The organism is Mycobacterium malmoense (genome assembly GCF_019645855.1).
GTDB classification, from domain to species: domain Bacteria; phylum Actinomycetota; class Actinomycetes; order Mycobacteriales; family Mycobacteriaceae; genus Mycobacterium; species Mycobacterium malmoense.
Genome location: NZ_CP080999.1, coordinates 2,889,266 through 2,904,715, shown reverse-complemented (window position 1 = coordinate 2,904,715; position 15,450 = coordinate 2,889,266). Strand labels below are relative to the sequence as shown.

Here is a 15,450-nt window from a genome sequence, read left to right as displayed (position 1 = left end):
GCCCTGCCGGCCTTTGCAGGCGTTATGGTCACATCGGTCCCACGCGTATCGGCGCGGAGGGGGTACACGGTTTGCCCGCCTCCAACCGACAACTCACGCGGAGGCCGCGATTGTCGCTCGGAGCTGGGCACCACGAATAATGGTGCTGCGAGGAAACCGGTGCGGCAGACGTGACGAACCGCATCTCGTGACGTAAGACCGGACCGTGGCGGCCACAAATTCAGACGGCTCGTCGGCGGACGTCCCCGGACGAGGAGGCAAGCATCGCATGACCATTCCGGACCGTCACCAGGTCATGTTGATGACCGGCCCGGGCGCGCCCGTGGAGCCCGCACAACGGCCGGTCGACGAACCCGGCGCCGGACAGGTGCTGGTCAAGGTCAACGCGTCGAGCCTCAACTTTCACGACAACATCAATCTGATGGGCCTGCTCCCCGGGCCCTGGCCACGCGTGCCGATGAGCGACGGCGCCGGCGAGGTGGTGGCGGTCGGTCCGGGCGTCGACGGGCTGCGCGTCGGACAGCGCGTGATGGGGGCGTTTCACCCCGGCTGGCTCGACGGGCCGCCGACACCGGAAGCCAAACGAACTCTGCCCGGCGATAGCTGCGACGGGTGGCTGCAACAGTATCGCGTTGCCGACGCCACCGGCGTGGTGCGGACACCGGATTACCTCAGCGATGTCCAAGCCGCGACGATTCCCTGCGCCGGCGTGACGGCGTGGAGCGCCCTCAGGGAAGCCGGCATCGGCGAAGGCGACGTCGTGGTGACCCAGGGAACCGGCGGGGTATCGCTGTTCGCCGTGCAATTAGCCCACGCATTGGGTGCCATCGTGATCCTCACGTCGTCGTCCGACGACAAGCTCAGGGTCGGATCAGATTTGGGCGCAACGCATCTCGTCAACTACCACACGACCCCTGAGTGGGAGACGGAGGTGAGGCGACTGACCGCCGGGCGAGGCGCCGACCTGGTCATCGACCTCGGTGGGCCCGCCACGTTGGCGCACTCGCTGCATTCGGCGCGGATGGGCGGCACGGTGGCGGTGATCGGCGTGCTCAGCGGATTCGACACGGCGCCCATCGCGGTCGCCGAGGTGATGCTCAACAACCTGCGCGTCGTCGGGATCACCGTCGGCAGCGTGCATGCCCACACCGAGCTATGCGAGCTCATGTCGAGTGCGGGCATCAAACCCCACATCAGCCATGTCTTCGACTGGGAAAACCTCGCGGAGGCGCTGGCGGTGATGCGCGCCGGGGAACACGTCGGCAAGATCGCACTTACCATCTCCTGAACGGAGGCAACGGCAACCATGACCAAGGCGAAGGACGAAAACGTGCGCGACTCTCCCTCGCGGTTGATCGACGCACGAATCAAGGAGCTGGGTGACTGGCGCGGTGAGATGCTCGCTCGCATCAGGAAACTCATCAAGCAGGCCGACCCCGACGTGGTCGAGGAGTGGAAGTGGCGCGGCGTCCCGGTGTGGTATCACGACGGGATGATCTGCACCGGCGAGACGCACAAGAACGTCGTGAAGATGACCTTCGCCAAGGGTGCCTCGCTGGAGGACCCGTCGGGCCTGTTCAACTCCAGCCTCGGCGGCAACACCAGACGTGCCATCGACTTCCACGAGGGCGACACGATCGATGAGAAGGCCTTGAAGGCGCTCATTCGCGCCGCGGTGAAGCTCAACACGTCCTAAGGCAGCCGGTCTCGCAAACGGTCGCGACGAGAGGCCAATGGCGATGCCGCGCAACGTGATCGATGAACGGAGCTTGAACTTTCTACGAATACGTCAACCGTGGCGTGCAGTTCAACCAGGTGAGGTGGGACAAACCGCTCTGACCGCCCCTCCAGGATAGGTCGAAGGTCGGCGGACAAGGGGGTCTGGTGGGCCCTGCTGGCTGTCCTGCAAGCGTATGGCAAACATATGCTAAGTAGCGCTCTCGACTAGTTTCGCCTTGAACTAAAATTCGGGGGGGAGGGTAACTCCAGGAGATTCAAAATCTTCACGAACATAGGTTCCTATGTCTCATATAGTTTGCGAGATCCGATGTTTACACGGCGAATTTGACCGGTACAGCCCGAAATGCAGGTTGCCCCCTTCCCAAGGAAGGGGGCCAATCCGCTCTTGGTGTAAGTCGTTTTCAAGCGAACGCGCTGAGGCCGACCGCCGATGCTGTACATTCGCTCAGCAGTGCTGTAGCTCGACGTCGGGGAAGGGCGGCCGAGAAATGAGCGACCAACTGCGCGACATCCGTGAGCTCGTCAACGACTCCGACGCCTACCGCGAGGAGTTGTTCCGCCGGTGGACCGGCCTGCTCAGCTACCGCTACATCGGCCGCAAGCACTCGTCGATGAACCTCGGCGAGACCGACGACACCGTCGTCATCCGCCGCGACATGCGCAACGAAGCCGGGGGAATCATGGTTGCGCCACTGGCCATCTCGTCGCCAGAAGGGTGTCAGACCGACATGGTCGCGGTGCCCAACCCGGTCATCGCGTCGGTCCAGATCATCGACCCCGGCTACGACGTCAAGAGGATCGAGATCGTCGAGTCCGGCATCGTGCACCAGGGCCGAACCATGGGCTACGGGCGGTGCAAGATCGTTGACGCCGATAACCCGAGCCGCGTGATCGCCTTCAACGAGGGGCAGGGCGCGGTCATCGGAATCCCACCGGAAGGCCTTGGCAGGATGGATGTTTCGGCCACCGAACTGGTGATCGAGGACTCTCCCGACCTGCCGCCGCTGTGGGAAGCCTTCGGCGCCAGCAAGCGCGGCGACGGTCACTGGGCGCTGCCCGCGCTCAGCGCCGAACTCGCGTCACCGGACGCGGCCCTGCACATCGGACCCCAACACGTCGTCCTCGAAACCGCGGCGAGCGACCTTGCCGCCGATGTCGCGGGAACCAGGAAGCTCCAGGCGATCAGCTGGCACGTCATGTTCATGTCGCGCGGCAAGGTCGGTCCCTTCCGCGTCGAGGGCACCGCGTATCCCGGCGGACCGGGGCGCGTCGGCGTGCGGATGCTTCTGCACGACGAGGGGAACGCGGACAAGGCCATCACTTCGGCCGCGGCGATCTTCGACATCGTGGGCTTACACCACTAAATCGGCGACGGCGACGTCAAACCCGGTAATCGCGGCTGCGCGATCAACATATTCGTAGCGCCGATGGGTTCTTGACCAACTGTCCGCTTGCCTTGGCAAGCAAACAGTTGACATCGTATACTATCGACAACAGAAATCATCGACATTGGAAATCTTCCGGGGAGTGTGACTCCGGACCCTTGTGTCGATCCGAGCTCGATGTACTCCTTGAAAGTGGGTGGGGGAGATGGCAACTCCGCGCGAAATGACAAAGAAGATGTCTGCGTGCGCGTTCGGCGCGCTATTGGCTGTCGTGCTGCTGCCAGCGGCCGTCGCGCGCGCCGACCAAACGGACCAAGACTTCACCAGCTTCTTGCAGTCGCACGGTGTCAACCTTGGTACGTCGGCCCAGACCGTGAATATGGCGCGTGTGATGTGCCAGGACCTCGACGCCGGCTACACCCAGAAGAACGAGGTGGACCAGCTGACGGGAGCGCGACGACTCAACCAGGGCCAGGCCGAGTTGTTCATCGGCGCGGCCACCGCGGATTACTGTCCGCGACACCATGTCGCCAGCCGCCCAGCTGGCCGCAAGTGACGGCGTCTTTGCCGGCCAAGTAGTTCCCGCTCGATCCACACGGCGACGCCAAGCCGTCAAAAATCGCGACGGCCTTCCCCTGTTCGGTGCATTCCACACTGCGACCCTGGCCATACAGCTGTGTGCATATGTATGGTGCAGAAGACTCACCGACACGACGGGAGAAACGCAGTGGCAGAACGGTTGGCGGGAAAGGTAGCGCTCATCAGCGGCGGTGCGCGGGGGATGGGCGCGTCGCACGTACGGACGCTGGTGGGCGAGGGGGCCAGGGTGGTGTTCGGCGACATCCTCGACGACGAGGGCAAGGCGGTGGCGGCCGAGCTCGGAGACGCCGTTCGCTATGTGCATCTGGACGTCACCAAGCCCCAGCAATGGGAATCCGCGGTGGCCACCGCCATTGGCGAGTTCGGCGGCATCGACGTGCTGGTGAACAACGCCGGCATCCTCAACATCGGCACCTTGGAGGACTACGAGCTCTCCGAGTGGCAGCGGATCCTCGACGTCAACCTGACGGGCGTGTTTCTCGGGATCCGCGCGGTGGTCAAACCCATGAAGGAGGCGGGGCGGGGATCGATCATCAACATCTCGTCCATCGAGGGGATGGCCGGCACCATCGCCTGCCACGGTTACACCGCAAGCAAATTCGCTGTCCGCGGGTTGACGAAGTCGGCGGCCCTGGAGCTGGGGCCCAGCGGAATCCGGGTGAACTCGATCCATCCCGGGCTCATCAAGACGCCGATGACGCAGTGGGTTCCCGAGGACATCTTCCAGACCGCGTTGGGCCGGGCCGCCGACCCCAGGGAGGTGTCCAACCTCGTGGTCTACCTGGCCAGCGACGAGTCCAGCTATTCGACGGGGTCGGAGTTCGTCGTGGACGGCGGGACCACCGCGGGCCTGGGGCACAAGGACTTCTCCGCGGTCGACGCCGATCAGCAGCCGGAGTGGGTCACCTAGCGGCGGTGACAGATTCGGGCTCCGTGGCAGGCGTCGGCCAGGGCGAGGGGACTGGCCGCTGCCGGACTCGCTGCGGCCACCAGAACCACTTGCCCAGCAGCGCGGCGATGGACGGCGTCATCAGCGACCGGACGACCAGCGTGTCGAAGAGCAGGCCGAGGCCGATGGTGGTGCCGACCTGGCCGATGACGGTCAGCTCACTGACCGCCATCGTCATCATGGTGAAGGCGAACACCAGCCCCGCCGAGGTGACCACCGATCCGGTGCCGCCCATCGCGCGGATGATGCCGGTGTTCAGGCCGGCGTGGATCTCCTCCTTGAACCGCGACACCAGCAGCAGGTTGTAGTCGGCGCCGACGGCCAGCAGGATGATCACCGACATCGCCAACACCATCCAGTGCAGTTCGATGCCGATCAGGTGTTGCCAGATGAGCACCGAGAGGCCAAACGACGCCCCCAGCGAAATCAAGACGGTACCCACGATGACCGCCGAGGCCACGACACTTCGCGTGATGATCAGCATGATGATGAAAATCAAGCACAGCGAAGCGATTCCGGCGATCAGCAGGTCGTAGTTGCTACCGTCCTGCATGTCCTTGAACGTGGCCGCGGTGCCGCCGAGGTAGATCTTGGAGCCCTCCAGTGGCGTGCCCTTGAGTGCCTCGTAGGTGGCCTTCTTGATCGCGTTGATGTGCGAAATGCCTTCCGGTGTCATCGGATCGCCGTCGTGGCTGATGATGAAGCGCACCGCGTGGCCGTCGGGAGGCAGGAAATTCTTCATGCCCCGTTTGAACTCGGCGTTGTTGAAGGTTTCGGGGGGCAGGTAGAACGAGTCGTCGTTCTTGGATGCGTCGAATGCCTTGCCCATGGCGGTCGAGTTCTGCTGGGCCGCAGTCTGCTGATCCAGCAGGCCCTTTTGGGTCGCATACATCGTCAGCATCGTCGTTTTCATGGTCTTCATGTTTTGGATCATGTCGGGCATCAGCGCCGTCAGCTGAGGCATCAGCGTGTCGAGGTGATCCATGACGGGTAGCAGGCTCTGGATGTCGTCGGTCATCGTGTCGATGCCGTCGAGGGTGTCGAAGACGGACCGAAGCGACCAGCACACCGGGATGTCGAAGCAGTGCTTTTCCCAGTAGAAGTAGCTGCGGATGGGCCGGAAGAAGTCGTCGAAATCGGAGATGTGGTCCCGTAGTTCGGCGACGTCGATGGTCATGTCGTGCATCTTTTTGACCATGACGTGCATGGTGTCGGCCATCTGCTGGGTCAGGCTCTGCATCTTGACCATGCTGTCGATGGTCGTTTGCATCTCGTCGGCCTGCTTGAGCATGTCGGCCATCTGATCTTCTTGGTACTTCTGGTTCATCTGCTGGGTGACGCCCTGCATGCTGATCTGAAACGGGATCGAGGTGTGCTCGATCGGCGTGCCCTGCGGCCGGGTGATGGCCTGCACGCGAGAGATTCCGGGCACCCGGAAGATCGCCTTGGCGATCTTGTCGATGACCAGGAAGTCGGCGGAATTGCGTAGATCGTGGTCACTTTCGACCATCAGCAGCTCGGGGTTCATCCGCGCCTTCGAGAAGTGTCGATCGGCGGCCGCGTATCCGGCGTTCGCCGGCAGATCGGCGGGCAGGTAGTTGCGGTCGTTGTAGTTGGTCCGGTATCCGGGCAGGGTCAGCAGGCCGACGAGCGCCACCGCGATCGTCATGATCAGGATGGGGCCGGGCCACCGGACGACGACGGCACCGACCTTGCGCCAGCCGCGAATCCGCTGCGCTCGTTTGGGTTCGAGTATCTGGCGGAAGCGCGATGCCACCGAGATCACCGCGGGGCCAAGCGTCAACGCGGCCGCCACCACGACCACCATGCCGATGGCCAACGGGATGCCCAGCGTCTGGAAGTAGGGCAGGTTGGTGAAGTGCAGGCAGAATGTCGCGCCGGCGATGGTCATGCCCGACCCGAGCACCACGTGCGCTGTGCCGCCAAACATCGTGTAGTAGGCGTCTTCTCGCGATTCGCCGACCGCCCGGGCTTCCTGATATCGGCCGATCAGGAAGATCGCGTAGTCGGTCGCTGCCGCGATTGCCAGCGTCACCAACAGGTTCGTGGCGAACGTGGAGAGCCCAATGATGTTGTAGTAGCCCAGGAATGCGACCGTTCCGCGCGCGGCCGACAGTTCGAGCACGACCATCACCAACGTGAGCAGCACCGTGATGATCGACCGGTAGACCAATAGCAGCATCGCGATGATCACGACGAACGTGACGGTGGTAATCACTTGCAGGCTGCGGTCACCGGCGATGTGTTGATCCGCCGCCAGGGCGGCCGGCCCGGTGACGTAGGCCTTGACGCCATGTGGCGCGGGCACGCTCTTGACGATGTTTTGCACGGCCTCGACCGACTCGTTGGCCAGTGCCTCGCCCTGGTTACCGGCGAGATACACCTGGACGTAGGCGGCCTTGCCGTCGTTGCTTTGCGCGCCCGCCCCGGTCAGCGGATCGCTCCACAGGTCCTGGACGTGTTCGACGTGTTTGGTGTCGGCGTCCAGCTTTTTGACGATCCGGTCGTAATAGGCGTGGGCATCGTTGCCGAGCGGATTTTGGCCCTCCAGCACGATCATCACCGAGCTGTTGGACTTGTACTCGCCGAATACCTCGCCCACGTGCTTGGTCGCGATGACCGATTGCGCGTCGTCCGGGCTCATCGAGACCGAGCGCATCTGCCCGACGACGTCCAGCTGCGGGACAGCGACGTTGAGCACCGCGATGATCGCGATCCAGGCGATGATGATGGGCACGGCGAACGTGCGGATGAATCGCGGGATCGCCGGCCGCGCTGCGTGTTTCACGATCGGGACGGTGTCGGTGCCCGCGTCGATGATTGAGCTCATGCCGATTTCACCAAGCAAAAGGTCAGGGCGTGCACGCCGTTGGACACGTTCTCATCCTTGACTTCGTCGTCGACGGTGATGCGGCAACCGAGATGATCACCATCGCTTTGCGCCACGATGTTCGGAAAGACCGAGGGCGCGGTCGTGCTGAGGACCAACGTCCAAGGCAGTGGCGCGCCGTCAACCCGCTGCGGCTGGGCGCTGAGATCCAAGTAGTTCACGTTGGCCTGGCTTGCCGAGCCGAAGATCTCGTATTTGACGACCTTGGGCTTGAACGGTTTGGAATCGTCCATCCGTGTGCTCGTCATGGTCCCGGCGTTCTCGGCGCCAAAGAACGTCTTGACCCGCGCCACGGCGGAGCCGCCGACCACCACGACCGCCACGATCAGCAGCGGCAACCACGCGTTGCGCACGACCTTCGATATCACCGACGTGGAGCCTCCCCTCATCACTCAGCGATGGTGTGGTCGCCGTCTACCTGTGCAGGTGTTTATCGCAATTACATTGTGCTGCAACGGACTTCATAGATCACCACGCGTTTGATCGTCAGGCGCTGCTACGCGTCGCCGAACCGTTGTTGGATACCGCCACCCAACGATAATACACGGCCTGCATACTTTGCAGACAATGCAAAGAAGTGATGTAGCTAACTGCAGGTCGTCACTTCGTGAAAATGCTGTTGACCAGCGCGGCAGCGCGCTCGACGTAGGGCATCGGCGTGTCCTCGGAATCTTTCGACTCGCCACTGGCCCAGCGTTCGATGCCCGAACGAACGGCCGTCAACGCCAACGCCGCGATCAACGCAGGTATCTCGTCGTCGGGCCGCATCGCCTGGCGGCGGGCGACGATGTCGGTCAACTGGTTCTGAAACCGCTCCAAATCGGCAAGGAATGCCGCCAAAACGGCGGGAGTGGTTTTGGCGAGTTCCAGCATGCCGGCCGCCAGTTCGCGTTGCGGGGGCATGTCACGAAGGTGGTGCGCCGCTAGGGTGATGAGTTCCGCGAGGACCACCGGATAGGGGGCGGGTCCCGCCGCGACGAAGTCGGCGGCCAGGTCAGCGGGTATGTCCGACGGGCCGTAGGCGATCGCGGACTCCTTGGTGGGGAAGTAATTGAAGAACGTCCGCGTCGAAATTCCCGCCTCGGCACAGATCTCCTCGATGGTCACCTTGTCGAAGCCGCGTTCCAGCGTCAGGCGCACCGCGGCATCGCGGATATCCGCGCTGGTCTGACGCCGGCGGCGCTCGCGGAGACCTATGTGGTTCGTCATGGCATTCATCGTTACACCTAGGGCACACCCTATAGCGCGACTCGCGGCAGATGGGTCATCGACCCGTCGACGTTAGCCTTGCCCTCGCGACCGCGCGGGCCAATCCTCATCCCCCGCGAAGGTACACCTACCGACGCCAGCACCCGAGAAACAGGTTGCTAGTTGCGCTTTCGCGGACTAGCGGTCATCGGGGTCGCTCGAGATCGAGCAGGACGCGCTTGGCGACGGGCCCGCCGCGGTAGGAGCCCACGGTCCCGTCGGATCGGATCACCCGGTGACACGGAACGACGATGGGGATCGGGTTGGTCGCGCATGCGGTGCCGACGGCGCGTACGGCCTTGGGGGAGCCGGACAGTCGAGCAAGTGCGGCATAGCTGGCGGTCGCGCCGTAGCCGATGTCGGTGTTGAGGTGTTCCAGCACCGTGCGTCGAAAGCCGTGCGACAGCGACCAGTCCAGCGCGGCGTCGAACCCGTGACGACGGCCGGCGAAGTATTCGTCGAGTTGTCGCGCGATCGAATCCAGCCGTGCGGGCGCTTCGAGCATCCGCGGGCTGATGCGCTCCGAGAGGCTCAGCAGCACGCTCTCGTGGTCTTCGCCGGCGAATGCGACCCGCAGCAGTCCACGTGGGGTGGCCGCCAACAACAGTGGGCCGACGACGGAATCCACTGTGCGGTAGGCGATGTCGAGGAGATCATCGGCCTGTGCTGTTCGCTCCAGGCGGGCGTGCAGTCGCCGGAGATGATCCCGGTCGACGGGGAAGTGCTTCGTGAGGTCAGGTGCGGTCATCGGTGATTCCTTGCGATAGGGGATAGGTGCGTCGGAGGGTGGCGATCCCGTCGGCAGCGGCGCGCCGCGCGGCGGCGGCGCTGCCGCCGAGAATCACCGCGATCTCGGAGTAGGGCAGGCCGGCCAAATAGTGATAGGCCACGGCCTGACGCTGTTTGGGTGGTAGCGCGCCCACCGAGGCGTCCAGGTCGAGATCGTGGCTATCGGCCCGCTCACGCGCGGGGGAATCGGGGGGATCGGCGACCGGGACGGCCCGCCGTGACGCCGTGCGGGTGATGTCGATGGCTTTGCGATGGGCGATGGTCACCAGCCACGCCTCAACATTGGCGTCCACCGGCAGCTGCGGGTAGGCCTTCAGGGCGGCCAGGAACGTGTCCGACCAGGCGTCATCGGCGTCGGCGTGGCCGACCACCGCACGAACAACCCGCAGCACCGCGGCGCCGTGCCGTACCACGATGGCCTCGAACGGCGGCTTGACGCACTTGTCGGCGGTCACCCTGACGTCACAAGCATTCGAACTCCTCCGTAAAAATCAGCGACCCTCACTGTGAAGACGTCGGCGCGTCGTCGAATGTGAGAAACCTGCTCAGGTATAGCTGGCAGAATGCTTGCGCACAACGTAATTGGCTCGACCTCACGTTTCCGGCACGCTCATCGTTTACCGTAAAAGGAGGTTGAACGATGCAGACACGACACGCGGTGATTGAGAGCCCACTCGGCAAGCTGACGCTCGTCGCCAACGGTGACACCCTGACGGGTGTGTATTTCCGGCATCACTGGCATGGGCCCACGGCTGACGGTCTGGGTCGATGCGTTGAGGCGGCCGGCGATGCCCTGCTCCGGCGCGCCGCCGTCCAACTGGACGAGTACCTGACTGGAAAGCGCACACAGTTCGATCTACCCATTGCCCTCATCGGTGAACCACGCTGGCGGCGAGTCTGGGATCTGCTGGCCCACATCGCCTACGGCGAGACCACCACCTATGGCGAGCTGGCGGCCAAACTGGCCGACGGCACCACCGCATACGAAGTCGGTCAAGCCGTCGGGCGCAATCCGCTCAGCATTGTCGTCCCCTGCCACCGCGTCGTCGGAAAGGACGGTGCCCTAACGGGTTACGCGGGCGGTCTGAGGCGTAAACGATTCCTGCTGGACCTCGAAGCACCGGTGCCCGCGGCCGTCGGCAGATTGTTCTGATGCCGTCGACATGGCGCGGGCGCGTGGATGCCGCCGACTGGGACGCGGTCACCGCCGACATGAATGACGTTGGCGGCGCGCTGCTTCCGCGGCTGGCCACCGCTACCGAGTGTGCGGCGATGCTCGATCTCTACCCCGACGACAGCTTGTTTCGCGCCACCGTCGACATGACCCGGCACCGCTACGGGCAAGGCGAGTACCGCTACTTCCAACGGCCCTATCCGCGGCCGATCGAAGAGCTGAAACAAGCGCTCTACCCCCGGTTATTGCCGATCGCCCGGGACTGGTGGACCAAGCTGGGCCGCGACGCTCCCTGGCCCGACACCCTCGACGAATGGCTGGAGATGTGCCATCGCGCCGGCCAAACCAAACCCACCGCCCTCATGCTGAAATACGGGCCCGGCGACTGGAACGCCCTGCACCGAGACCTCTACGGGAACCTGGTCTTTCCGCTGCAGGTGGTCATCAACCTCAGCGAACCGGGCGTGACGCACACCGGCGGCGAATTCCTCCTCATCGAGCAACGGCCCCGAGCGCAGTCGCGCGGCACGGCGACCACGCTGCCGCAAGGACACGGCTACCTCTTCACCACCAGGGAACGGCCGGTCCGCTCGACCAGGGGATGGTCGGTCGCCCCGGTGCGCCACGGCGTGTCCGTCGTGCGCACCGGCCGGCGCTACGCCCTCGGCCTGATCTTTCACGACGCCGCCTGAGTGCCGCCGTATCCGCGTGCGGCACCATGATGGTCATGGAGCTCTACGACGTCATGCGATCCACACCCGCGGTGCGCGAATTCACCGACGACCCACTTCCCGACGACGTGCTCGCCCGGATCCTCGACAACGCCCGGTTCGCACCGTCCGGCGGCAACCGGCAGGGCGTGCGCGTCATCGTCCTTCGCGATCAGGACACCCGCTCGGCCCTGGCGGACCTCACGCTTCCCGCCGCACGCCGTTACGTCGCCCAGCTCGCCAACGGCGAGTCCCCGTGGAACCCGTTGCGGCCGCCCGGTATTGACACCTCGATGATCGACGCGACGGAGACGCCCGCGCGGATGTCGGCTCCGCTTCGCGAGGCGCCGGTGGTGCTGGTGATCTGCCTGGACCTCGCCGTCGTGGCCGCCACCGATCAGGATCTCGATCGCGTCGGTGTGGTTCCTGGAGCGTCGGTGTACCCGTTTGTGTGGAACGTATTGCTGGCCGCGCGTAATGAAGGCTACGGCGGGGTGTTGACGACGATGGTGGTGGCCGAGGAGCCGCGCGTCAAAGAGCTGCTCGGCGTGCCCGACCAATATGCCGTCGCCGCGGTGGTGCCGCTGGGCAAACCGGCGCGGCAGGTCACGAAGTTGCGACGACGGCCGGCTTCCGAGTTCGTCACGCGCGAGCGCTTCGACGGGGCACAGTTTGACGGGTAGAGGGGAGTGGCGTGCGGCCTCCCCTGCGGTGATAGTTCAGAAGACCCGGACAGGTCGCCGTCCCGCGGCGGTCGAGGCGCTAGGCGCGCACGCGTTGCGGTTCGCCGCGATGGCGCGGCGGCTTGCCGTTGATCTTGCAGATCCGCCACACCAGCCCGGACACCGGATTCATCAGGCCGGTGTCGTGGGCCAGCATCCGCATGTCAGCGAACATGTCGCGCAACCACTTTCGCGAATCCGGCGACCCGAAGAAGAGCTCGTTTCTGACCTGCCGCGGGACGTCGAACTCCTCCCAAAATGCCTTGGGCGGCACCACGATCGCCTGGCACAAGATCCGCATGATCACCGGGTAGTACAGCGAAATCCAGAACCGTCGCATCCGGGTCAAGTGCGGCAACCGCTTTCGCAGATACTCGTGGGCAAACGAGATGTGCCGGGCTTCCTCGGCCACATGGATGGCCATCACCCGCTCCATGATCGGGTGTAGCGACTTGCCTTCGCGCAGAATGTTTTTCTGAGCATGGTCCAGCGGTTCCTCACCGGCGAGAACCCCGATGAAGAAAGCGACCGGCAACGGTCCGGCCACCAGCGGAACCAGCGGCGAAATCCAGCGCAGCATCCGCGGCATGCCCGGGACGTCGGTGCCGACGCGGTTGACCATCTCCTGGAACATCATGGTGTGGTTGCACTCTTCGACCGATTCGTGCAGGCAGTACCGATACTCCGGTGACCCGTTGGGCACCCAGAACGTGTAATTCATCAGGCCGCGGACCAGGACGGACTCGAAGTGTGTCCCGACTTTGGCGACGTTGGCCTGGCGCCACATGCCGATCTTGATCTTGCGTTCCTTGGGCTGGGCTTGGTACCAGGGATGTCGACCCAGGGGGTCAGTCGCGGGGAGGATCCAGCGGGGATCGTTGTCAGTGACGGCGAACTCCGGCGAGTTCCAGTCGATGTCGGTGTAGGGGTTAAAGTTTCGCCGCACCGACGCCTCGGACAATGTGGTGAGCGTGGCCACGTAGTCGGCGTCGTCTCGCACTTCCATGTGGTGGCGCCAACGCCGGACCATTCGCGTCCTGGCCATACCACGCCTCTTCCATGGGCTCGACAATCGGACGTGACGGCATCGTCTATTGCGAGTCCCGGGAGGCAGTTCGGGTGTCTGCTGTACGGCTGGCCGTTCGAATGAGCCGCTCCCTTGACTCACATCGGCGAATATTACCCCACTGACGGGGCGGTTTCTCGGCGTTGTCCGCCCGCAGTGCCATCGGGATGAGCAGGCAATTGCGTTCCGGCCCTTGCGGATCCGCGACGAGCGTGACATCCATATGAGAATGTCCATTCTCATATGGGCGTGTCGGCCGTGCCGGAGTATGGGGGCGGCCCGTGTTACGGGCCGCCGGGTTCGTCGGGGTCGACCTGCCAGCTGCTGGGCATTATCGGGACACTCGGTCCGCCGCCGAACCCATCTCCGGTCAGCGTGGTCAATCCCGCCACCCGCTGCTTCTCGGGCTTAACCGCTGTGCCGGCAAAGCCCAGCGGTCCCACGCCCTGATAGGCCATCGTCGAGGTCGCCTGCCCATTACCGTTCGACGAAGCTCCGGTTTCTGACTCCGTATCCAGATATTCGTAGCGGTAACCCCTGTCAGTGTCTTTCGGCGCCGCACTCCGACGTCGCCGTGCCCGTTGATGCTCCGCGACCGACGCCGCCGCAGCTGCCGGAGCGGCGGCTGTGTCTGATGCCGCCCTTTGAGCTTTGCCGCGGACGCTCGACGGCGAACTGGCCTCCGACACACCCACCAGGTATGGGTAGACGAAATTCTGGGCGCCCATGGCACCTTCCGTGCCCACGACCGGCGGCAGTGGCGGGGCGCCGCTGGGCGGGGGAGCACCGGGCGCCGGCGCAGACACCGGACCCGAGGCGGGCGACACCGCGGAGCTGACGGCAGGAGCGGCGCCGATGGCCGGCGCACTGGGGATCCCCGCGACGGGAATCGACGTTGTTGCGACCGCAACAGGCGCCGGTGTAGCCAGGCCGGCGAGCCCCGCGAGACCGCTGAATCCGCCTGTCGCCGCTACGGGCGTCGTCGCCATCGGAACGAGCAGCCCCACGGAATACACCGGATTGTTGGCGACAAAGGTGGGGAGGGCCGTCAACAACGTCGGATAGTTGTAAAAAATGTTGATCAGCACCAGCGTTCGGTGAACGACGAATTGAGTGCCGAGCAGCGCTATGGCCTCGATCAGTTGCTCGGGATTGTTCGCATACATGGGAATCATGGTTTCGGCGCGCGAGAGGAACATCGACAGACTCGGGTTCAGCGTCGTGGGCGGCCCAAACGGATTGATGGGAAAGATGGCTTGTAGCCACTGCTCGAGGGTCGTTGGCAACGTGGTGCCCATGCCGGGCATGTTGCTCATGCCTCCCATGCCGCCCATCCCTGAGCCGGAGCCCATGCCCGAGCCGGAGGCCATGTTCCCCGTGTCCATCTTCGTAATCTGGGGCGCTGGTGTGGTATTCGGAGCGGCGGCCACCGCCGCGTTCGAAGTGCCCTGATAGGCGCTCATGGTGGTGGCGGCCTGAATCCACATTCGCACATAGTCGGCTTCGTTCAGCGCGATCGGGATGGTGTTGATCCCAAAGAAATTGGTCGCCATCAATACGGCATGGGTGGCGTGGTTGGCGGCCAGCTCCGCAAGCGTCGGCATCGCGGCCAGCGCCGTCGCGTAGGCCGCGGCTGCGGTTTCGTGCTGGGTGGCCATCGCGACACTATTGGTGCCGGCTTGCAGTAGCCACGCGATGTACGGTGCATGCGCGGCCGCGTATTGCGCGGCGCTCGGGCCTTCCCACGCCTGGGCCTGCACCGCGCCGAGTAGTGCGGTGAGTTCGTCTGCCACCGCGGCGTATTCGGCGCTCAGCGAGTTCCATGCGGCCGCCGCGGCGATCAACGGGCCGGGTCCCAGACCGCTGGACAGCAACGCCGAATGCACCTCCGGCGGCAAAGCCATCCAGATCGGGGCGGTCATGGCCGGGCCAGCGGTCTCGGACATCGTAATGCCGTAACCGGCATTACTGCCTGGGGTACGACTGCCGTCGTACGTGGCCATCGGAGCGCCCGAGCATTGTCATGGGTGTGCCGCATCACCGCAAGCTCCCTTCGACTTTCGACCGAAAGCCCACCCACCCGTCGCGTAGGCACCCGCGGGCACGATTCTACGCGACTATAAACCGCAGAAACAGATGCACTAGTTGATTATTAC

Annotated in this window: 15 protein-coding genes; 8 read left to right on the top strand and 7 right to left on the bottom strand. The window is 64.3% G+C overall.

The annotated features are described in order from the left end of the window. Nucleotides 1-268 precede the first annotated feature (268 nt). The 5 genes from K3U93_RS13535 to K3U93_RS13515 all read left to right on the top strand — a co-directional run bounded on the left by K3U93_RS13535 (nt 269) and on the right by K3U93_RS13515 (nt 4,635). The gene (locus K3U93_RS13535; protein ID WP_083011053.1) at nt 269-1,288 is read left to right on the top strand and encodes a zinc-dependent alcohol dehydrogenase family protein; all 1,020 of its coding nucleotides are present in this window, start codon (nt 269-271) and stop codon (nt 1,286-1,288) included. 18 nt (nt 1,289-1,306) lie between these two features. Further along, entirely contained in the window at nt 1,307-1,696 is a 390-nt protein-coding gene (locus K3U93_RS13530) for a DUF1801 domain-containing protein (protein ID WP_083011054.1), read from the top strand. Nucleotides 1,697-2,228: 532 nt separating this feature from the next. Further along, on the top strand, nt 2,229-3,104 hold the full coding sequence (locus tag K3U93_RS13525; protein ID WP_083011055.1) for a hypothetical protein: 876 nt from the start codon (nt 2,229-2,231) through the stop codon (nt 3,102-3,104). A 226-nt stretch (nt 3,105-3,330) separates the two neighbouring features. Then, complete coding sequence (locus tag K3U93_RS13520) at nt 3,331-3,681, top strand: DUF732 domain-containing protein (protein WP_139797032.1); 351 nt, start codon at nt 3,331-3,333, stop codon at nt 3,679-3,681. Nucleotides 3,682-3,852: 171 nt separating this feature from the next. Beyond that, a complete protein-coding gene (locus K3U93_RS13515; RefSeq protein WP_083011057.1) occupies nt 3,853-4,635 on the top strand; it encodes an SDR family oxidoreductase in 783 nt (260 codons plus the stop codon). Here K3U93_RS13515 and K3U93_RS13510 read toward each other — a convergent pair. The 5 genes from K3U93_RS13510 to K3U93_RS13490 form a co-directional block, all read right to left on the bottom strand. Next, nucleotides 4,628-7,525, bottom strand: a complete 2,898-nt coding sequence (locus K3U93_RS13510; protein WP_071511588.1) for an MMPL/RND family transporter — start codon at nt 7,523-7,525, stop codon at nt 4,628-4,630. The genes K3U93_RS13515 and K3U93_RS13510 overlap by 8 nt on opposite strands. Further along, a complete protein-coding gene (locus K3U93_RS13505) occupies nt 7,522-7,974 on the bottom strand; it encodes an MmpS family transport accessory protein (RefSeq protein WP_176219996.1) in 453 nt (150 codons plus the stop codon). Before K3U93_RS13505 ends, K3U93_RS13510 begins: the two co-directional genes overlap by 4 nt. A 211-nt stretch (nt 7,975-8,185) precedes the next feature. Further along, a complete protein-coding gene (locus tag K3U93_RS13500; protein WP_071511587.1) occupies nt 8,186-8,794 on the bottom strand; it encodes a TetR family transcriptional regulator in 609 nt (202 codons plus the stop codon). Nucleotides 8,795-8,978: 184 nt separating this feature from the next. Further along, entirely contained in the window at nt 8,979-9,581 is a 603-nt protein-coding gene (locus tag K3U93_RS13495) for a methylated-DNA--[protein]-cysteine S-methyltransferase (RefSeq protein WP_083011058.1), read from the bottom strand. After that, nucleotides 9,568-10,077 (bottom strand): RNA polymerase sigma factor, encoded by a 510-nt coding sequence (locus K3U93_RS13490; protein ID WP_083011059.1) that lies wholly within the window; start codon nt 10,075-10,077, stop codon nt 9,568-9,570. The genes K3U93_RS13495 and K3U93_RS13490 overlap by 14 nt, the downstream gene beginning before the upstream one ends. Before the next feature lie 185 nt (nt 10,078-10,262). Between K3U93_RS13490 and K3U93_RS13485 the strand changes: the two genes are divergently transcribed. Genes K3U93_RS13485 through K3U93_RS13475 form a run of 3 tightly spaced genes read left to right on the top strand, consistent with a single transcriptional unit; the run spans nt 10,263 to nt 12,189 of the window. Continuing rightward, nucleotides 10,263-10,775, top strand: a complete 513-nt coding sequence (locus K3U93_RS13485) for a methylated-DNA--[protein]-cysteine S-methyltransferase (protein WP_071511584.1) — start codon at nt 10,263-10,265, stop codon at nt 10,773-10,775. Beyond that, complete coding sequence (locus K3U93_RS13480) at nt 10,775-11,488, top strand: 2OG-Fe(II) oxygenase (RefSeq protein ID WP_083011060.1); 714 nt, start codon at nt 10,775-10,777, stop codon at nt 11,486-11,488. Before K3U93_RS13485 ends, K3U93_RS13480 begins: the two co-directional genes overlap by 1 nt. Before the next feature lie 35 nt (nt 11,489-11,523). After that, nucleotides 11,524-12,189: a nitroreductase family protein gene (locus K3U93_RS13475; protein ID WP_071511625.1), complete on the top strand. Its 666-nt coding sequence runs from the start codon at nt 11,524-11,526 to the stop codon at nt 12,187-12,189. 79 nt (nt 12,190-12,268) lie between these two features. Here K3U93_RS13475 and K3U93_RS13470 read toward each other — a convergent pair whose 3' ends face one another. Both K3U93_RS13470 and K3U93_RS13465 read right to left on the bottom strand, forming a co-directional pair. Then, the gene (locus tag K3U93_RS13470; protein ID WP_083011061.1) at nt 12,269-13,273 is read right to left on the bottom strand and encodes an AurF N-oxygenase family protein; all 1,005 of its coding nucleotides are present in this window, start codon (nt 13,271-13,273) and stop codon (nt 12,269-12,271) included. Nucleotides 13,274-13,578: 305 nt separating this feature from the next. Continuing rightward, complete coding sequence (locus K3U93_RS13465) at nt 13,579-15,216, bottom strand: PPE family protein (RefSeq protein WP_083011137.1); 1,638 nt, start codon at nt 15,214-15,216, stop codon at nt 13,579-13,581. Between the last annotated feature and the right edge of the window lie 234 nt (nt 15,217-15,450).